Raw genomic sequence first — 20,143 nt, 5'->3', positions numbered from 1 at the left:
TTCCGAGCACGTGCCGCGTGTCGCTAAGATCATGAAGGAAAGACCCGTCGCCAGGTTGGGTCGTTGGACTCGCAGAGGAGGGAGCTCGCCATGTGCTCACGGAATCCCGTCGGGCCCTTATCAGTTCTTTCGATGGCCATCGTCGTCCTGTTCGCGTCGATCTCCTTCGGGGAGGAACCGGCCAAATCCGACCCGACGGAGCCTGCGCGGAAGCGGATGGTCGAGCGGCACCTGGTCGAGCGGGGGATCAAGGATCCTCGGGTCCTGAACGCGTTCCGGACCGTCCCTCGCCACCTGTTCCTCCCGGAAGGGACACGCCGACTCGCTTACGACGACGAGTCGATCCCGATCGGCGAGTCCCAGACCATCACCCCTCCGTTCGACGTCGCCTTCATGACCGAGGCCCTGAATCCGAAGCCCACTGACAAGATTTATGAGGTCGGGACGGGGTCTGGATATCAGGCGGCGATCCTCTCGAGGATCGTCAAGGACGTCTATTCGGTCGAGATCAAGGAGCCGCTCGGCCGTCGTGCCGCGAAGGTCTTGAAAGAGGTTGGCTACACGAACGTCCACACGAAGGTGGGCGACGGTTACGCGGGTTGGCCCGACGCGGCGCCTTTCGACGCGATCATCGTCACGTGCGCTCCCGAAGCGATCCCCCAACCTTTGGTCGATCAATTGAAGGACGGGGGGCGGATGGTGATCCCCGTCGGAGACCGGTTCAACCAGATGGTCTACCTGGTCACGAAGAAGGACGGCAAGCTGACCCGGAAGGAATTGCGTCCCACGCTGTTCGTCCCGATGACCGGGCGTGCCCAGCGAGAGGCCATCGAGAAGAGAAAGAAGGCGAAGCCGTGACGAAGGTCGCGCGATGTTTGGCGGTCGTCATGGCACTCGTGGTGCTCGCCGACTCCTCCTCCCGAGCCCAGGAGCCTGAGCTCGAGCGTCCCGCCCCCCCCGCGCTCGACGATTTCGAGAGCGACGAGAACAAGGATGGCGTCCCCGACGGCTGGTACAACGCCCGGGACGCCGTCATCGTCGCCGAAGGGGGCAAGGTCGGCCCCCACTGCCTCAAATTCGAAACCCGCAAGTCCGGTCGACCCGCACGATTGAGCCGGGCCTTCGGGGTCGATGGTCGCCAACACGAGGCGATCGTCATCGGGCTCTGGATTCGCCTCGATCAAATCCAGAACGGCGAGCGGGTGGGCGAAGAACCCGGTCTGATCATCGACTTCCTCGGCGAAGGACTCCGCTCGCTCCGCCGAGGAGCCCTGGGACCGTGGGGCAGGGCGGTAGGTCCGCAATGGACGCACGTCTCGAAGCGGATCCCGGTCCCCCCCGGCACTCGCGACGCGATCATGTCGGTCGGTCTCCTCGGCGCGACCGGGACCTTGGAGATGGACGGGATCTCGTTCGAGCTCATTCCCGTCGGGGGAAAATCCGTCACGAACCTGGTGAACAACCCGGGTTTCGAGCTCGGCGACCCCACCCCGACGCTCTGGTCGGCCGAAAACGGGGCGCGTCGGGTTTTCCCGGGGTTTGGTTCGACCACGGCGCTCGAGCTCGTGAAGTCGGGGGCCCGGGTCCTGACCGGAATCGCCGTGCCCGTCGAGCCCTTCAATGCCCTGAGCGTCTCGGTCATGGTCCAGGGAAAGGGTCTTCGGGGATCCGGAGGCGCCATGGGAAAGGTCTTCTTCCTCGACGCCGACGGCGGGGCAATTCCGAGCGCACGGGGTAATCAGCCCGATTTTCGCTGGAACGGGACCTTCGACTGGCAGGCCGACCGGGCCCAGGTGCCCGTCCCCGAAGGGGCCGTGAGGGCCGTCCTGCAATTCGAGAAATCCGATGGGAATGGTCTCGTCCGCATCGACGACGTGAACGTGACCGCCTCGCCCAATCCAGCCCTGGGATCGTGGACCCCGGGCCAGGTCGACTCCGACAGCACGGGCTGGTCGCCGGTTACCCCTTCGACCTCGATCGTCGCCCAATCGGCGCTCGATGCGTCGTATCTCCTCGACGCCCCCGCCGGGAAGCACGGGCCGGTGATCGTGAAGGACGGCCGCCTGGCCTTCGCCAAAGGGGGGCGAGCTCGGTTCTTCGGGGCCACGCTCCTTGCCCCCTCCGCGTTTCTCGAGGCGAAGAAGGCCGACGAATTGGCCGATCGGCTGGCGAGGTCGGGCGTGAACCTTGTCCGACTGGGCGACCTCGACTCGCCGCTCGGCCCTGACCGTAGCCTCTTCGACGACAGTCGCGACGACACCAAGGCGTTCGACCCCATCGCGTTGGCCCGACTCGACCACCTGATCGCCGCCTTGAAGGCACGAGGAATCTACGTCGCGCTCGAACTCCAAAGCGCGAGGAGGTTTCGCGCCGAGGATGGCGTGATGGCCGAGGCGGCCCTCCCTCCCGGCGGCGGGCCGGCGGCCGAGTTCGACCCGACGATCACCAAGCTGGCTCGCGAGTCGGCCCGTGCGCTATTGTCTCACGTGAATCCCGAGACCGGGCTGGCGCTCCGCGACGATCCGGTCGTGGCCTGGGTCACCCTCGCCGGCGAAGTCTCGCTCTTCGATCAGATCGACTCACCGAGCTCCCTCCCGCCCGATTACGCGACCAAGTTGAGGATCCTCGCGACCAAGAACACGGTAGTCAACGGCCGGAGGTTCTGGCAGACCCTCGGCGCTTCCCATTGGAAGAGCCTCGCGGATACCCTTCGCAAGGATCAACTGAAGGCACCCGTCGCCGGCGTCTCGCACTGGCGTCGCGAGTCCGAGTTCTCGGCCGAACAGGCGTCCGATGGACTCGACCTGATCGACGACCGCCTGTTCTGGCTCCCCTCTCCCTGGCTCTCGCCCGAACATCGCTCGCTGCTCTGGAGCACCGACGGCGGACTCGCCGCCGGTGCCTCCCGTAAGCGGAAGGCGGACCGGCCGTATGTCGTCGGGCAGTGGTGTGATCAGACGTATGGCGCCTGGGCGCTGCCTTATGAAGCGGCGGACGTCCTTCTCGCCTCCGAGATCGCCGCTACGGAAGACTGGGATGCCCTGGTGCGTCGCGGCGTCTTCGTCCACCCCAAAGCCTGGGGCGGCTCGGCGGCCGGGACTGGTGAGGATCAAGAAGACCTCTTCGCGATCCCCGAGGTGATCAACGGCATGCCCCAGGTCTTCGCGCTCTGGCCGCACGCCTCATCGATCCTGCTTCGCCCCGCCCCGCCGTCCAAGGCCACCCAGGAGTCTTCAAGCCGTCGCCCCGCGCCGAAGTCGCGGACCGCCGTCTCGGGGTGGGAACCGACCAAGGGCCGATTGAACATCCAAACACCTTTCACCCAGGGCGTCGCCGGTTGGGCCGACGGGCAACCGTCGAGCTCCGAGAACCTGACGATCTCCTCCGAGACCCCTTACGCGGTCGTGGTCGCCTCGTCAGCGTCTGATAAACCCCTTGCGACCTCCGACCGTCTCCTCGTCACCGCACTCGCCCGAGTCGAGCCCACGGGCTTTCGCTGGGTCGACGAGTGGAAACGCGACGTCTCCGAACCGGGGACCCCACCCCTCCTCCGCGAGCCCGTGCAGGCTCGGGTCCTGTGGAAGCACAAGGGGACGATCAAGGCGTATGCCCTCGACAACACCGGGGCCAGGACCGGCCCCGTCAAGCTGAAGGAGACGTCCGAAGGCGCCGAAATGGTCATCGACGGTCTCAACTCGTCGATCCACTGGGAATTGGTCGTGGAGTAAAGCTCAACCTACGGCCGGACGATTCAGATCGTCGTCCGGTCGTTTGCACTTGCGAAATGAGCCGGGGAGCGACCGGATGGGACGGATGGGGCCCTGTCAGGCTTCGTCCGAAGGACTCTCGCCTCGGGAAGGCTCGTCGCGCCTCGACGATTCGAGGAACATCCTCAGGTAGGAACGGGGCTCGACCTCGGTCAGTCCGACCTCGTGAGCCAACGCGAGGACGGCCGCCTGCGCGTCCGGGAGCGCCTCTTTGGACTCGGCCAGCACCTCCACCTCCGCGAAAGTTCCGAGGCCCTCCGCGACGTCGAGGGCGACCTCGAGATTCCGCCCCTGGACGCTCAAATGGAAGGCGATTCGTGTCTTGCGGATCTCGGCGACCGGCACGAATCCGAGATTTTTGAAGAGGCGGAGAAGTTGGTCGTACGAGGAGGAACCCTCGGCGAAGGCGACCTCGATCTCCTCGCGAGTCTTGGTCGGGCCGCTGTGTCGAGGCCCTTTGTACGTGATGCGATTCGAGTCGCCGGAGCGGCGGATCCGGAAGGCTTCGTTCGTCTCGGCGAAATCTCGGGACGGATGACTCAGGTACGTATCCGCCTGAGGTATCTCGGCCTCGGCGGTGGCCCCGAGCTCGACTAAGCGTCGCGCGAGGGCCTCGTGACCCTTTGTACGGTATTTGACTTCGACTTCGAATGCCATGCGCTCACGGTACGCGACGACGGGGATGGCGGTCAATCGGCCACCCCCGTCGGTCGACTCGAGGGGGCGACCGCGAGGCCATGACCGGAGAACTTGTTAAGGCCGGTTCAATACCGGAGTCGGTAGAAGATCCCCTTGATGGCTTCATTGAAGTAGGCCATCAAGCCATCCTCGTTTTTGTACCAGTCCGCGATCGGAAAGCGCGGGTCGGGGGCGGCGGCGGTCCGGACGTCGATCCCCAGCTCGGTCAGCTTCCGTCGAAAGATCCAACGGGCCCGGCCCGTGTGGTACGCGGTGCTCACCACGGTAACTCGGGTCGTCGGGTGGGTGCGGGCGTAGTCTCGGACCCGGTCGCATTCGTCCGAAGTGCTCTTCACGCCGCCGGGGAGGGTAACGATGGCCTCGGCGGGGATCCCATGCTCGAGGAAGTATTCGCGGACCGGGTCGTTGGGGCTGGCCGTCGGAGGCTGATTCTCGAGGCCGGTGCAGACGAGGATGATCGGCGCCATCTTTTGGCGATAGAGCTCGATCGTCCGATCCATCCGCTCACGTTCGCCCCCCAGGAGCAAAACGAGGGCATTCGAAGGCGCGGGATTATTCACGTGGAACAGAGAGGGGATCGCCACCAGTAAAGGGCGATGGGCCGCGACGATCAGGATGCCTGCGAGCACGAAACCGGAGAAGATTCGGAGCAGCCTCATTCTTACCGATCGACGATAGCGCGAGATCGCTTCGAGCTCGATGCAACGACCGCACGCGCATTTAATGACCGTCGGTTTAGGTTTGGTCGAGGGAACCAGAGATTGCGGTCTTTCGATCATCATAGGTGTGCGAGCCCAAGGGTGTGCGAGCAAGGCGTCGGGAGAGCGGATCGGTCGACGGCGCGGAATCAGGATGCTCATCAATAGAAATCTCGCCGACTCCGTTAGTCTAATCCTCCCACAGAGGCATCTGAAATCTTTTTTTGTCCTTTCCTCCTCCGTAAATCTCGGAATTTCGCCATAAACGCGACAATTGAACCGATTGTCGGACAGAATTTAGCTTCCTGACAGTTCGCGAGTGGGAGCCGTCCAAGTCTGGCTTGACCCGACGATGAGGGGGGGTAAACTGCCCGCGCCCGGTTCTCGGACGATACGGGAGTCGGGCCTCCATGGATGGAGACAAAGGCCCGTCGGGGCGAGGGCAGGATGCGATGATCTTCTGTTCCCAGGCGTTTCTCGTCTTCTTCGCGCTCGTCTTTCTCGTCTACTGGATCCTCCCCTGGGATCGAGCCCGAGTCCGTCTGCTGCTGATCGCGAGCTTCTACTTCTATGCGAGGTGGAACTCGATGCTCGCGGTCTTGATCGGCGTTTCCACGGCGATCGACTTCCTGATCGCCCTGGGAATCGACTCCAACGTCTCGGAACGGCGCCGCAAGATCCTCCTGGTGATGAGCCTCACCGGGAATCTCGGACTCCTGATCTACTTCAAGTACGCCAACTTCTTCCTGGATAGCTTCGAGGATCTACTCCACCTCCTGGGCGTCCGGGCTTCGTTGCCGCTGCTGAAGGTGATTGTACCGATCGGGATTTCCTTCTATACCTTCGAGGCGATCAACTACATGGTCGAGGTTTACCGCCGGAACGTCCGCGCGGAGCGTAATCTCGAGCATTTCCTCCTATTCATCACGTTCTTCCCGCACCTCGTCGCGGGGCCGATCGTCCGGGCGCGGGATTTCCTGCCGCAGATTCGACGCCCCAAGCATTGGGATTGGGCGCGTGCCCAGCTCGGGGTCCAGCTTTTCCTGATGGGTCTATTCAAGAAGCTGGCGATTGCCGACCGAATGGCCGTTTTCTCAGACCCCGTATTCGCCCAGCCCGAGGCGTATGGGGCGTATGCCGTCTGGGTCGCCGTCCTCGCGTACGCCCTCCAGATCTATTGCGACTTCTCGGGCTATACCGACATGGCGCTCGGGTGTGCCCACCTGCTCGGATATAAGCTCTCGCCGAATTTCAACATGCCCTACCTCGCGCGGAACGTCTCAGATTTCTGGCGACGTTGGCACATCTCCCTCTCGAGCTGGTTGAGGGACTACCTCTTCATCCCCCTGGGCGGGAGCCGTCAAGGTCCTTGGCGGACGGATCGAAATCTCCTGCTGACGATGACGCTGGGCGGCCTGTGGCACGGGCCGAACTGGACGTTCGTGGCCTGGGGTGCTCTCCATGGAGCCCTATTGGTGGGACATCGCCGCTTTCGCGAGGCCTTGCGCGATCGGCCGGCCTGGGAAGACCTCATGGAGAGCGTGCCGGGAACGATCTTGCGAGTCCTGTTGACGTTCGCATGCGTCTGCGTGGGCTGGATCTTCTTCCGGGCCCCGGACTTCACCACGGCCATCACGTTGCTGGCGAGGCTCCTGCCCCATACCGGGGACATGCCCCCCGCGCCGACATCGAGCTTCTGGGCGACGCTCACCCTGGTGATCGTCTGCCATGCGCTGGGCTCTCGGGGGCACTGGCCGACGATCAGGTCTCGCATCCCCGCCCCCGTGCTCGGGTTCGGTTATGCGTCGGCGTTTTCGGTCGCCCTGTTGCTGGCCCCGGAGGCGAGCAAGGCGTTCGTCTATTTCCAATTCTGAAGTCGGCCGGATCGAAAGGGAGTTTCCGAATGGCGTCGAAACGCCCCTCCTGGCGGAAAGCCAAGGCCGCGTTGGCCTGGGGCCTGATCTGGCTCGTCGTCGGCCAGTTCGGCGTCCGACTCGCCATGCACCTTCGACCCGAAATCGCCGACCGCGAGTTCGGCCGGAAGTTATCCGACCTCCGCCGAAAGATCGCCGATAACCCGGCTCGCCCCCTCGTCCTCATGCTCGGGAGCTCGCGAACGGCCACGGGATTCCGGCCGGATGTCCTCCCGGAGCTCACGGGCCCGGATGGGCAAACTCCCCTCGTCTTCAACTTCGCGCAAGTCGGTTCGGGCCCGGAGATGGCCCACCTGACCCTCCAACGCCTGCTCGACGCGGGGGTCCGCCCCGACCGCCTCCTCGTCGAATACTGGCCGCCGATCTGGGGATCGGAACGGACCATCAAGGAATATGTCGACGAGATCAATCTTGGTTGTCTCGATTGGAAGGGCGTGCAGCTCCTCGCGACGTACACCAATCGACCTCGACAACTGCGTCGGCTCTGGCTCGCGACCCAGTGGTTCCCGCTCTATTCGAACCGGGCCGCTTTGCTGACCCAACTCGCGCCGAGTTGGCTATTGCCTCGGGCCCCCGCCGACCATCGCAGCCAGAATCTGGATTCCCTGGGGTGGTGGAGCCCCAGGCATTCGGTCCCCCCCGACGAGTATCGGAAACTCGTCGAGCACTACCGTCGCCACTATGAACCGCAATTGAAGGACTACCACGCGTCGAGGGCCGCCGACCGCGCCTTGCGAGGCATCCTCGCGCTCTGCCGTCGAGAGGGAATCCAGCCCACCGTGGTCCTCCTCCCCGAAGGCGAAGTCTTCCGAAACCTCTACGCGCCCGCCACGCTCGACCTCGTCCGCGACTACCTCGACGAGCTCGGACGAGAGTGCCACGCCCACGTCGTCGATGCTCGTTCCTGGGTCGGAGACGTAGGTTTCATGGACGGCCACCACCTCCTCCCCTCCGGCGCCTCGACGTTTACCCGACGACTCGGTACTGAGGTCCTCGGCCCGATGATCGCCCGTGGGGACGGCCCGGTCACTCGGTAATCGAAAACGACCGCCGTGATAACATGGTTATTCGTAAAAAATGAGTGTTCGTCGGTGGCCGATGGTCCTCGGGTCGAAGACGGACTTCACCTCCGTCACGTTCGGTGCGACTTCGCAGATCCTTGCCTCTGCGCGTGCGACGAGTACGATGAGAGCCGAAACCGGGGGTGGAGGCGTCCACCCTTGCGGTGATGGGCCCAGGGCCCATCTCGACCTCGCGTCTCGCGCCACCGTGGGAGCCGTCCACCGATGTCGACCTTGTCCCAATCTTCTCGTCTCGTCATCACACTCGCGGGAGTCCTGGCGTTGGGCCTCTCGACCGAGGCCAGGTCTCAGGACGCCGGAGCCCCGATCGCCCGGCGGTATACTGCGAGCGACTTCCCCCAACTCGCGAAGGGGATCGATCTTCCCCAGGCGGGGACGTACACCTTGAAGGCCTGGGCCCCGGCGAATCAGCGTTGGCTGCTGACGACCGAAGGTGAGACGGTGACGCTGACGTCCAGGGTCGAGGGGGACGCACCGACCCCGCATTGGCAGACGATCGGCGAGGTCGCGGTCGGCTCGTCTGGTCGACTCAAGATCGTGGTTGCCCCGAAGGCGAAGGATGCCTCGCCGACGACGTCTGCGGAGACGAAACCGAAAGCTCCCGAGGCAGTCCCGGCACTCATCGTCATCACCTCGGAGGCGTCCTTCGACCCCTCCAAGGGCCTCGACGTAGCCCGAGGCCAGCTCGATTCCGTCGCACCGCCGACGGATGCCAGAAGGACCTTCGTCCGGACGAATCGCGAAGGGGCGGACTTCCATCCTCCCGCGACGGCACAGGCCTGGCAGGAACGAGCCCGATCGTTGCGTCAACAACTGCTGGTGACGCTCGGCCTCTGGCCGATGTTCCCCAAGACGCCGCTCCATCCCCGGGTCTTCGACAAGATCGAGCGGGACGGCTACACCATCGAGAAGGTTGTCCTCGAGACGTTCCCGGGTTTTACGCTCAGCGGGAATCTCTACCGGCCCATCGGTAAGACCGGGAGACTGCCGGGCATCCTGAGCCCGCACGGGCACTACGCGGTCGGTCGGGTCGAGCCGGACGTCCAGCACCGCTGCATCCGCTGGGCGAAGCTGGGGTGCGTCGTGTTCATGTATGATATGGTCGGGTACAACGACAGTAAGTCATTTGGCCATGCGTTCCTCAACGACCGGCTCAGGCGTTGGGGATTGAGCCTGGTCACCTTGCAGACCTGGAACAGCATTCGCGCCCTCGACTGGTTGACGACCCTGCCCGACGTCGACCCCGCCCGGATCGGCTGCACGGGAGAATCGGGCGGGGGGACGCAGACCTTCCTGCTGACCGCGATCGACGACCGCGTGAAGGTCGCGGCGCCCGCGGTCATGGTCTCCGACTCGTTCCAGGGGGGATGCACGTGCGAGAATGCCGCCGGGCTTCGGATCGGCACCGATAACGTCGAGTTCGCCGCCCTCATGGCCCCACGTCCCATGAAGCTCGTCGGCGCCACGGGCGACTGGACCGCCAAGACGATGAGCAACGCCTATCCGACCATCCGACAGGTCTACTCGCTCGTCGGCTCTCCCGAACGCATCAGCGCCGACGTTTTTAACTTCGGGCACAACTACAACCAGACGAGCCGGAATGCCGTCTACCCGTTCATGGCCTACTGGCTCCTCGGTATCGACGATGCCGCGAGCACCAAGGAGGGAATTCAACAGCCCGAAAAGCCCGAGACTCTCTGGACCTACGATGCTTCCCACCCGGGGCCGGCTGACGCCAAAACGCCCGCCCAACTCGAGTCCGACCTGATCAAGGCCCTTGGCCAGGAGCTCGCATCTCTGGCTCCGGGCGAGGATCCGGCGCGTTGGGAGGCGGCACGTCGGCTCTTGCTCGCGAGCCTCAAAGTTCGTGTCGGCCTGGTGAACCCTGCGCCGGCGGATCTGGACGCCACCGAAGTCCGGCGTTCCAGCCGCGAAGGACTGACGATCATCCATTCCAAAGTGGGGCGTAAAGGTCTCGGCGAGTCGATCCCGGTCGTCCGCCTCATCCCGGCAAAAGCCTCGGGAAGGTTGACCGTGATCGCGAACCCCCACGGTAAGGAACGTCTCACGACGGCCGACGGCGGCCTATCGCCGATGGTCAAGGCCCTGATCGAGCGAGGCCAGAGCGTGGTCGGTTTCGATCCGCTATTCGTCGGCGAGTCCATGGACCCGTCCTCGCCTGCTTCGCGACGTCCGGACACCGTGCACTACGACACCTACAACGCGTCGCTGGCCGCCGACCAACTCCAGGATCTCGCCACCGTCCTGGCGTGGGCCCGCGCGCAGGCCGACGTCCGCGAAGTCAGCCTGCTGGGGCAGGGAACGGCCGGTCCTCAGGTCCTGCTCGCCAGGCCCGTGCTCGAAGGCCTGGCGCGGACCGCAATCGACTTGCACGCCTTCGACGCGGGCGACGGCTCGGTCGAGCTCCCGTCGACGATCGACCTGCCGGGACTTCTGCAATTCGGAGGGCCCAAGGCCGCTGCGGCCCTCTCCTCACCCTGGCCCCTCTGGATCTATCGGACGGGCGGGGCTTTCGAGAAAGACTGGGTCGAAAAGGCCTATAGCCTCGACGACGCCAAACACCTGTTGAAACTCGACAATGACCTGGTCGCGCCGACGGACCTCGCCCGTTGGATCGACCTCGGCGACTGATCAACGTGTCTAAAGGCGAACTCGGGTCGAGAGGTCCCATCAGATTGGGACCCTCGACCCTCCGAGTTGGATCGATCAGACCGAGAGCGGCCCGCCAGGGACCGATTGCTCGGGCATCGGTTCCTTCGACGCGACCTTCAGGTGGAAGGCCGGGCTGGGGATGCTCTGCATCCCTTGCGGGTCGACGGCCCGGACGTAGAACGTATAGACGCCATTGGGGAGCGGGTTCGTGACGGTGATGCGATAGTCCCCGTTCGCATCGATGACCTTCCCCTCGCCAACAACGTTCAGGTTGCTGTCGAGGAGCTGCATGACGACGCCCTTGCTGTTGAAGCCCGTCGTCCCGTCCGAGGCGTAGATCCCGACCGTATTGCCGGAGCCGTACGTCCCGACGAGGGTGGGCTTGCGGACGTTCGAGACGCCATATCCGGGCTCGCTTCGCGTGCCGTCCTTGAGCGCGATCGTGGGCACCTCGGGCCTGACGATCGGCCGGCCGATCCCCAGGATCGACTGAAGCACCAGCGAATAGTCGTTCGTGGTCAGGTACGTCGGCTGCCGGCTTTGCGAGTCGACCTTCACGAGGTCGTTCATGCCGGACTGAAGGTTCTCGACCTGCTTGTCCGTGGCCCCTGCGTTACTGAGGATGACTCCGAATGCGTGGCTCAAGGCGTTCGCGTCCGAGGCGCTGACGGACGCCTTGGGGACGAGGTCTTGCATGAGACTATTATAGTTCTCGAGCGTGACCGGGTCCGGCTTGTGGAGTACGCCTTTGATCGCGGCAATATCGGTTTGGAGCGCCTGGATCGTCGGGCCGGGGAGGTAGCGACCCGGCTGGAGCTGCCGCAGGTAATAGGGGAGGTGGTCGATCCGGAGCTGCTTCTGGATCGCCGTGACCGGCACGTCGGTCGCCGGGTTATTGGCCAGGCTGTTGGTCGAGCTGCCGAGCAAGTTCGCCTGTAGTGCGCGGCCCTCCAGACCTTCGGCCGAGGGGACGTAACGGCGGCGGTCCATCGCGCGAATCTCCTTCGAGCGCCGACACGACGGGGAGCGGTCACGGCTCGGCAAAAAGCCGCGCCCGATTCCGAACGGACAGCTCACTGTCGGCGACTCAGAGTGGGGGCATCTCTCGAGATATGGGCCGGGGCGATTCCTTCGCCCGCGGCAGGCGGAGTTGTTACCAAATCGATTCAAGTTTTGCCAGCCGGTTTACCGCAAGTTTCGAAATCGGTCGTGGTGCGACTCACCAAATGAGGCAGCAGTGATCGCGAAGGCCGGGCAAGAGGGAGGACTTATTCGCGGCGGGCCTCGGCCGCGATCAAGCGCTCGAGGAGTCTCGGGTTGACAATCCCCTTGAACCGAACCTTCCCATCGAGGGCGATCACGGGCACGCTCGTGGTGTAGAGGGCGACGAGCTCGGGGTCGTTGTCGATGTCGACGACCTCGATGGCGAAGTGATGCCGGCGTTGAAATTCCTCGAGGAGGGCCAGCGCGGTGTGACAGCAGCCGCAGCGGTCCCGCGAGTAGACCGTGAATCGCAAGTGCGAGGCGTCCGGCCTTGACCGGCGCTGCTTCCAACGGGATAGGAAGGAGATCATCCTCGGCAATCACTCCTGACGACCTGATCGGTGCAGGCCTCGTCCGTGTCAAGATTCTTTCAAAACTCGTCGGATGCCCGTACTTCGACGAGATTATCGAAGAACGTCGCGCCGCCGCCCATGTCGGTCAATCCCGTGGACGTCGTCTGGTTCACGTTCCCTCGGCCGGGACTGAGCTTGTTCCAGTAGATCCCGGTGGCCACGGCCACCCCGGGGCGGACGGCCTCGCTCAGCGCGACGCGAGCGAGGAATCGGCCCCGGCCGTTATAGACCTCGGCCCATTGCCCGTCGACGAGGTTCCGACGGTCGGCGTCCTCATGGGAGAGCTCGACGGTGGGGTCGCCTGCGAGCGATCGGTGGCGCTCTTGGTTGGCGAACGTCGAGTTCAGGAACTGGGGCCGGGGTGGAGTCAACAACTGGAGCGGGAACCATCTCGCGAGGTCGGGACGAGTCTGGGGATCCTCGCGAGGCGGGATGTAGGTCGGGAGAGGGTCGTAGCCATCGGCCTTCATCCGTTCCGAGTAGAGCTCGCAACGACCCGAGGGGGTGGGGAATCTCCCCTCGGCGAACGGGGTGTAATCGGAAGGCAGGTTCATCCGGACGGAACCTTCGGCTTCGAGGCGTTCGAGGGTGATTCCCCTGACATTCGGGCCCCCGTCGAGGGCTTGCCGGATGAGCGTCCGGTCGTCGGGGAAGAGTTCGGGCTCGAAGCCGAGCCGTCCGGCCAGCGCTCGGAAGACGTCGTTGTTCGAGCGAGACTCGCCCCGAGGGGCGATGGCCGGCGTGTTGAGCATCACGTCGAGGTGTCCGTAGGAGCCGTGGACGTCGAGGTGCTCGAGCTGAGTGGTGGCCGGCAGGACGATATCCGCGTAGTCGACCGTATCGGTCGCGAACTGCTCGTGGACGACGGTGAAGAGGTCATCGCGGAGGAGTCCCTCGATCACGCGTTTCTGGTCGGGCGAGACCGCCGCCGGGTTGCAATTATAGACGTAAAGGGCGCGCACGGGAGGCCCGGGGAGCTCGCCGGCGAGGGCATCGGCCAATCGATTCATGTTGATCGTGCGCGTCCCCGGGGGCGAGAGGTCGGGGCGGGTGAGGCGGCCCATGTCGAAGTCGTACGTCCCGCTCGTCGAGAGCAACGCGCCGCCGCCGTAATAGCGCCAGGAGCCGATGATGGCGGGGAGGCAGGCGATCGTGCGGACGGCCATGCCCCCGCCGTAGTGGCGTTGGAGACCGTAATTGAGCCGGATGAACGACGGCTGCTCTCGGGCCAGGCGCTGGGCGAAGGCGGTGATCGTCTCGACGTCGACTCCGGTAATCCCGGCCACGCGTTCGGGAGGATACTCGTCGAGGACCCTTCGGCGTAGCTCGTCCGCGCCGACGGTGCTCCGAGCGAGGTAGTCGGCGTCTTCGAGACCGTCGCGCCAGATCACGTGCATCACGCCCAGGGCCAGGGCCCCGTCGGTCCCCGGCCTCGGCTGGATGTGCCAGTCGGAGCGAGCGGCCGTCGGGCTGCGGTAGGGGTCGATCGTCACGATCGTTGCCCCTGCCTTCCTCGCCTCGATCATCAGGCTCCAGAGGTGACTATTCGTGTTGGCGGTGTTCGAGCCCCAGTTGACGAGGAACCGGCAACCGGGAACGCCGAGGGGATCGGCCCCGAAGCGACCCCGGCCGACCGTGTATTCGTACCCTGAGCTTCCCGCCGACGCACAGATCGCGCGGTCCAGGATCGAGGCGCCCAACCGGTGGAAGAAGCGACGGTCGAGGCTACTCGCCTGGAGCTTTCCCATCGTCCCGTAGTAGCTATACGGAAGGATCGCCTGCGGACCTTCCGACGATCGGGCGATGGCTCCGAACCGTTCGGCGATCTCACCCAGCGCCTCGTCCCAGCCGATCGGCTCGAACCGACCCTCTCCCTTGGGGCCGACTCGCCGCAACGGGTGCAGCAACCGCTCGTCGCTGTACACACGATCGAGGTAACCGGCCATCTTCTGGCAGAGGAAACCCCTCGTGAATGAATGATCCCGGTCCGCCCGAAATTCGGTCGCCACGCCGTCCTCGACGGTCACTCGAACGCTGCACGTGTCGGGGCAGTCGAGCGGGCAGACGCACTTCGTCACCGTCTTCAAAACGGGCAACATCGGCACGAGCTCCGGACGGGGCAGTGTGGACAAACCCGAGACGAATCCGTGTCGGACCCCAGGATTCTACGGCGAAACGACGCTCGATCGATAGCTCGGCCAGGGACCGGTCCAGGGATCGAGGTCTCGCATCCTCATTGCCGTCGAATTCTCGGTCGGCGGCTCAACTCCTGGTCATACCGATCGGATCGACACGCGCCGGCCGGAGGCCGCGCTTGACAAAGGGCCAAGGTCATGCGACGTTTGAGTTTGCCTTGACCCGCCCGTGCTCGTCCGCCCGCCCGCTAGGGACCGACCCACCGATCCCGCCCGAATCCTCCGGCCGCGACCGGAATCGAGGAGATCCCCCATGAATCGCTTCCACGTCGGCCTGGTCGCCGCCCTCGGGCTTATTTCGGCCGCAACCGCCTGGGCCGATCCTCCGCTGATCCAGGAGACCACCCCTTTTGGCGTCAGGAAAGGGGAGGCGACGGAAGTCACCATTGCCGGGGCCAATCTCGCGGGCAATCCGCAGTTGATCGCCCCGTTCGCGTTCCAGGCGGAGCCGATCCCGGCCGCGAGCCCGAATCCCGCCGCGTGGAAGTTCAAGATCAACGTCCAGGGCGACACACCGCTCGGGGTCTACCCGATTCGGGTCAAGACCGACGACGGGATCTCAAATTCGTTCCTCTTCACCGTCGGGCAATTGCCGAGGGTCGTCGAGGCCGAGGACAATAGCAGCTTCGAGTTGGCCCAGAGCATCCCGGCTCCGGCGGTGGTCGAAGGGACGTCGGCCGGGAACGACGTCGACTTCTTCCGGTTCCCCGGAAAGAAAGGGCAGCGGATCATCATCGACGCCCAGTGCGCGAGGATCGGCTCGGGCGTCGACCCGACGATTCGCCTGATGACCGCGGCCCGTGGATTCATCGCCGCGGCCGAAGACTCCGCCGGACTCCTGACCGACGCCCGACTTTTCGTCACGCTTCCCGAGGATACCGACTACATCGTCGAACTCTCCGACTCGCGGTATCAGGGGGGAGGCCGACCGGTCTATCGTCTCGTGATCGGCGCGGTGCCCGCATCCGAAGAAGTCTTTCCCATCGGAGCTCGCCGAGGCGAAACGGTCGGCTTCGAGCTTCGCGGTGGCACGATTCCTGAACTCGGCATTGCCGCGGCGACCGTGACGGCTCCTCCTCTTGGAAACGTTTTCACCGTGAGGGCAACGGCGACGAATCCCTCGGGTCAGCTTGCGGACGTCGAGTCCTTGAATTCGCTGGAGGCCAACGACCACCTCGAGGTGAGGGAGCCTTCCGACCCGAACGCGGCGAGCGTTCGCGTCGGAGTGCCGGTTGTTCTCAACGGCCGGATCGACCCGGCCGGCGACGAGGATCGGTTTACACTCGCGGTGACCCCGGGCCAGGCGCTGCACTTCGAGGTGGTCGCGTCGGAGCAAGGTTCGGCGCTCGATGGCGTACTCCAGGTACTCGGCTCGAATCAAGCGGTCCTTGCGACCGCCGACGACCGGGTGATCCCGACGGAGGCGGGCAAGCCGGCGATGGCGTCTCCCGACCCATCGCTCGACTTCAACGTGCCTGCCGGGGTAACTGAGCTCACGCTGACGCTCCGGGATCTCGAAAAGCGAGGGGGTGTCGGATTCCCATACAGGATTGTGGCGACCCCGGTCGTCCCGACGTTCGAGGTTGCCCTTAACGATCCCCAGGTCAGCGTTCCCAAAGGGGGGAACGCCCTCATCGGCGTCGTGGCGACTCGCAAGGGATACAACGGGCCGATCAACCTGACGGTGCATCATCTCCCCCCGGGACTTTCGGTGCGACCGGGGACGATTGCCGAAGGGCAAACCTTGGGAGCCCTTTCCGTTTCGGCCGTTCCGGACGCAGCCTTCGGGGCGACTCCCTTGGAGGTGGTTGGCGAAGCCCAGGGGCCGTCGGGGCCGATCGTCTCCCCCGCGAAGAAAGCCCTGATCTTTGCGCAGCAGGGAACCTTCGCGACCAAGACCGTAACCCAGGTCGGCCTGGCCGCCGCGCCCGCGCAGGCTCTTCCGGTCGCCCTCGAGGCACCGGCCACACCTTTGGAGATCGTCCACGGGTTCGGTTCGCCACTGCTCGTGAAGCTCGCGAGGACCTCCGGCGCCGATGCTGCTCTTGCGGTCACGGCCCTGCCAATGCCTCCTGGCTTTGCCGTGCCGGCGGCGAACCTGGCGGAAAAGGCCGCCGAGGGCGCGGTCCCGATCAACGCCGCCGTCGAAGCCCCGCTGGGAACGTCGACGATCGGCCTGGTGGCCAAGGGCAAGTTCGCGAACGTCGACCGCACGATCGCGCTGCCGGCGGTAACCGTTGATGTGGTCCGACCCGCCGCGTTGGAGTTGGCCTCGGCCGCGATCGAGCTGAAACCCGGGGCCACCCTCGAGTTGAAGGGGAAGGTCATCCGTCGAGGGCCGTTCAAGGAACCGGTGACGGTCAAGGTCAACGGCCTGCCCGCGGGGCTGAAGGCCGACCCGATCACGCTCGCGCCCGACAAGGCGGACTTCATCGTGGCGGTCGTCGCCGACGCGAAGGCGGCCGCGGCGATGGCGGGTGCCAATGTGTCGATCTCATTTCAGATCAACAAGAAAGACTATGCCACTCCGCCGACTCCGCTTTCGGTCAAGGTGGTGCCGGCGAAGTAGCCGGCGACGGACCCGGCAGAGCGTTCCGGCCGGGCCTCGCGGTATTGTATGCTGAATCGACGCGAGCTGATCCGCGACCTTGCGGCTCACTTATCGAGGAGTTGTCCGATGCCCCGAGTCCGCACGCTCCCCCTGGCTCTCCTCCTGGCGATCGCTTCGACGCTGGTGTCTCGAGGGGCCGACGAGCCGAATAAGCCCGCCGCCGACGCCAAGCCCGCGGCCGCCGCGACGATGCCGACCGTCAGTTTCATGAAGGACGTTGCGCCGATCCTCGTCGAGAACTGCATCGCCTGCCACAATCCGAAGAAGTCCGAGAGCAAGTACACGATGACCACATTCACCTTGCTCGCCAAGGGTGGGCAGCAAGGGGAAGGCATCACCCTCGAACCCGGCGACCCGGACGCCAGCCGATTCGTCGAACTGCTCCGCCCGGACGGCTCACCTCGGATGCCCTATAAGCAGGATCCGATGCAGGCCGAGAAGATCGCCCTCGTCGAGCGCTGGGTGAAGGAAGGGGCCAAATACGACGGGGCCGATCCCTCGGAGGATTGGACCGTGGTCCTGAGGAAGAACACCCCGGTCGTTATTCCCGAAAGCTATCGCCTTGCGGTCCCGATCACCGCGCTTGCCTTCAGCCCGGACGGCAACGAGCTCGCCGCGTCGGGTTACCATGAGATCAACCTCTGGAAGCAGGCCGATGGAACCCTCGACCGCAGGCTGCGCGGGCTGGGCGAGCGAGTGTACGACATCGAGTACAGCCGAGACGGCAAGTGGCTCGCCACCGCCAGCGGCGACCCGGGTCAATTCGGCGGCGTCAAGCTCTGGCTCGCCGAGCCGAACGGCGGAGGGAAGCCCGTCCGCGACCTCCTCGAGAGCGGCGACTGCGTCTTCGCCGTCGCCTTCAGCCCCGACTCGAAGACCCTGGCCGCGGCCGGGGCCGACCGGGCCATCCGAATCTGGGATGTGGAGTCGGGCAAGGAGCTGGCGACCATCGAAGACCACGCCGACTGGATCTACGACGTCGTCTTCAGCCCCGACGGCAAGCGACTCGCCTCGGCCAGCCGCGACAAGACCAGTAAAGTCTTCGACGTCGTCAAGAAGGAGTCGATCGTCACCTTCCCCGGCCACGCCCAGCCGGTCTACACGGCGGCGTTCAGCCCCGACGGCAAGAGCGTTTACACGGGCGGCGAGGACAATCTCATCCGCGTCTGGTCGCCCGACGAAGACGCCAAACAACTCCGTCAAGTCGGCGGCTTCGGCGGCCCCGTCTTCAAGCTCCAGCTCACGAGCGACGGCAAGGAACTCGTTGCTTGCAGCTCGGACAAGGTCGTCCGCGTCTTCACCGCGGCCAACGGCGCGGCGGTCCGGGCCCTGTCGGGTCACGCGGACTGGGTCTATTCCTTCGCCCTCTCCCAGGACGGCAAGACCATCGCGTCGGGCAGCTGGGACGGCGAAGTGAAGTTCTGGAACTTCGCTGACGGGAAGCCGGGCAAGTCTCTCATCGCCGCACCCGGCTTCAAGACGGGAGCCCAGGCGAGTGTCACCACGAAGTGACTTCAGGAGGAGCGAATAGCCTCTCAACGAGCCCGGATTCTTCGGAATCCCGGGCTCGTTTTTGTTGAGTGGCCATGACCCCGAAAAGGAGTCTCGGCATCAACCGGAACAAGTGACGGGTGCCTCAGGCAAACGCTTCGAGGACCGGGCTGGCGTCTTTGAGCAGGGCGAGCCTCCGCCCATCGTCGAGCGTGATCGATCGGGCGGGGTCGATCCCGAGACTGCGGTAGGCCGTCGCGACGAGCTCGGAGGGGTGGACGGGACGGTCGGCGACCTCGGCGGCATGGCGGTCGCTCTCGCCGATGACTTGGCCCCCTCGCGTCCCGCCCCCGGCCAGGGCGGCACTCCAGACGCCCGGCCAGTGATCTCGGCCGCCGGCAGCGTTGAGCTTCGGGGTCCGGCCGAATTCGCCGGTTGCGATGACGAGAGTGCTCTCGAGCAACCCTCGACGTTCGAGGTCGTCGATCAAGGCGGAGAAGGCGAGGTCGAAGGTCGGCAGCACGTCGTTGGCGTAGTCGTCCAGCGTGCTGAACGGGTGCCGGCCATGGCAGTCCCAGGTCTTGCCCTTGAAAACGGTTTGGTACATGTTCACCGTAACGACACGCACGCCCGACTCCACGAGTCGTCGGGCGAGCAGGCAGTTGGTCCCGAAGCGAGTTCGACCGTAAGACTCGCGTGTCGAATCGTGCTCGGCGCTCAGGTCGAAAACTCCTCGGCGTCGAAGTCGGACGTTGTCGGGGTCCACCGTAACCAACTCGGGGTCGTGATAGACCGGGTCGAACGTCGAGCCTAACGGACCGGCCGACTGGCCGTGCGAGATGTCGACGCCGGTGCTGCCGATCGGACCAGGCAGGATCACGAACGAGGGTACGTGCGCCGGCGCCCCTCCGAGTCGTGACACGACGGAGCCGAAGTGGGGGAGGTGATCCTCACCTGGACGACAAAGGCGGCCGGTCTGCACCAGCTGCTGTCCGGTCTCATGGATCGGGGCCGAGTCGTGGCGGAGCGACCGGATCAGCGACAGCCGATCCATCCGACGCGCCAGCCTCGGAAGATGCTCATTGATCCGCACGCCCGGTATCGCGGTGGCTATTGTTGAGAATGGCCCGCGAACCTCCAAGGGGGCGTCGGGCTTAGGGTCGAAGGTCTCCAACTGGCTCGGACCGCCGACCATCATCAGCAGGATGACCGAACGGCTCGACGTCGCGGCGAGTCCTTCCGCCATCGACCGATCCGCCAGCGAAAGGCCCAAGGCGCCGAGGCTCCCCATTCGCAGGAAGTCCCGCCTCGTGACGTCCGGGTTCGACTCCGAAGTCCCTTGATCGGTCGAACGCATACGCTTCGGCTCCTTTCGTC

Annotated in this window: 13 protein-coding genes; 7 read left to right on the top strand and 6 right to left on the bottom strand. The window is 65.0% G+C overall.

The window, feature by feature from the left end:
* Positions 1-132: 132 nt before the first annotated feature.
* Together ACYOEI_RS04380 and ACYOEI_RS04375 are read left to right on the top strand one after the other, a co-directional pair.
* The gene (locus tag ACYOEI_RS04380) at positions 133-858 is read left to right on the top strand and encodes a protein-L-isoaspartate(D-aspartate) O-methyltransferase (RefSeq protein ID WP_462848098.1); all 726 of its coding nucleotides are present in this window, start codon (positions 133-135) and stop codon (positions 856-858) included.
* Positions 855-3,728, top strand: coding sequence for a hypothetical protein (locus tag ACYOEI_RS04375; RefSeq protein ID WP_462848097.1), 2,874 nt, complete (start codon positions 855-857; stop codon positions 3,726-3,728). Before ACYOEI_RS04380 ends, ACYOEI_RS04375 begins: the two co-directional genes overlap by 4 nt.
* A 96-nt stretch (positions 3,729-3,824) precedes the next feature.
* On the opposite strand, the gene cyaB is transcribed toward ACYOEI_RS04375, so the two are convergent.
* Together cyaB and ACYOEI_RS04365 are read right to left on the bottom strand one after the other, a co-directional pair.
* Positions 3,825-4,460, bottom strand: coding sequence for a class IV adenylate cyclase (gene cyaB, locus ACYOEI_RS04370; RefSeq protein WP_462848096.1), 636 nt, complete (start codon positions 4,458-4,460; stop codon positions 3,825-3,827).
* A 71-nt stretch (positions 4,461-4,531) separates the two neighbouring features.
* A complete protein-coding gene (locus ACYOEI_RS04365) occupies positions 4,532-5,125 on the bottom strand; it encodes a YdcF family protein (protein ID WP_462848095.1) in 594 nt (197 codons plus the stop codon).
* 449 nt (positions 5,126-5,574) lie between these two features.
* Between ACYOEI_RS04365 and ACYOEI_RS04360 the strand changes: the two genes are divergently transcribed.
* From ACYOEI_RS04360 to ACYOEI_RS04350, 3 genes are all read left to right on the top strand, one after another.
* Positions 5,575-7,038, top strand: a complete 1,464-nt coding sequence (locus tag ACYOEI_RS04360) for an MBOAT family O-acyltransferase (RefSeq protein WP_462848094.1) — start codon at positions 5,575-5,577, stop codon at positions 7,036-7,038.
* 29 nt (positions 7,039-7,067) lie between these two features.
* A complete protein-coding gene (locus ACYOEI_RS04355; RefSeq protein WP_462848093.1) occupies positions 7,068-8,135 on the top strand; it encodes a hypothetical protein in 1,068 nt (355 codons plus the stop codon).
* Between the two features lie 249 nt (positions 8,136-8,384).
* Entirely contained in the window at positions 8,385-10,832 is a 2,448-nt protein-coding gene (locus ACYOEI_RS04350; protein ID WP_462848092.1) for an alpha/beta hydrolase family protein, read from the top strand.
* 75 nt (positions 10,833-10,907) lie between these two features.
* Here the strand turns inward: ACYOEI_RS04350 and ACYOEI_RS04345 are convergent, their stop codons facing one another.
* From ACYOEI_RS04345 to ACYOEI_RS04335, 3 genes are all read right to left on the bottom strand, one after another.
* Positions 10,908-11,843, bottom strand: coding sequence for an Ig-like domain-containing protein (locus ACYOEI_RS04345; RefSeq protein WP_462848091.1), 936 nt, complete (start codon positions 11,841-11,843; stop codon positions 10,908-10,910).
* A 278-nt stretch (positions 11,844-12,121) separates the two neighbouring features.
* Positions 12,122-12,427: a glutaredoxin family protein gene (locus ACYOEI_RS04340; RefSeq protein ID WP_462848090.1), complete on the bottom strand. Its 306-nt coding sequence runs from the start codon at positions 12,425-12,427 to the stop codon at positions 12,122-12,124.
* A 59-nt stretch (positions 12,428-12,486) separates the two neighbouring features.
* On the bottom strand, positions 12,487-14,568 hold the full coding sequence (locus ACYOEI_RS04335) for a molybdopterin-containing oxidoreductase family protein (protein WP_462848088.1): 2,082 nt from the start codon (positions 14,566-14,568) through the stop codon (positions 12,487-12,489).
* Between the two features lie 349 nt (positions 14,569-14,917).
* On the opposite strand from ACYOEI_RS04335, the gene ACYOEI_RS04330 reads away from it, so the two are divergent.
* The gene (locus ACYOEI_RS04330; RefSeq protein ID WP_462848087.1) at positions 14,918-17,233 is read left to right on the top strand and encodes a hypothetical protein; all 2,316 of its coding nucleotides are present in this window, start codon (positions 14,918-14,920) and stop codon (positions 17,231-17,233) included.
* A 108-nt stretch (positions 17,234-17,341) separates the two neighbouring features.
* Positions 17,342-18,787, top strand: a complete 1,446-nt coding sequence (locus tag ACYOEI_RS04325; protein WP_462848086.1) for a c-type cytochrome domain-containing protein — start codon at positions 17,342-17,344, stop codon at positions 18,785-18,787.
* Between the two features lie 124 nt (positions 18,788-18,911).
* On the opposite strand, the gene ACYOEI_RS04320 is transcribed toward ACYOEI_RS04325, so the two are convergent.
* A complete protein-coding gene (locus ACYOEI_RS04320) occupies positions 18,912-20,123 on the bottom strand; it encodes a DUF1501 domain-containing protein (protein WP_462848084.1) in 1,212 nt (403 codons plus the stop codon).
* Positions 20,124-20,143 lie beyond the last annotated feature (20 nt).

The organism is Singulisphaera rosea, assembly GCF_054877945.1.
This window is presented reverse-complemented; position numbering and strand designations above follow the sequence as displayed.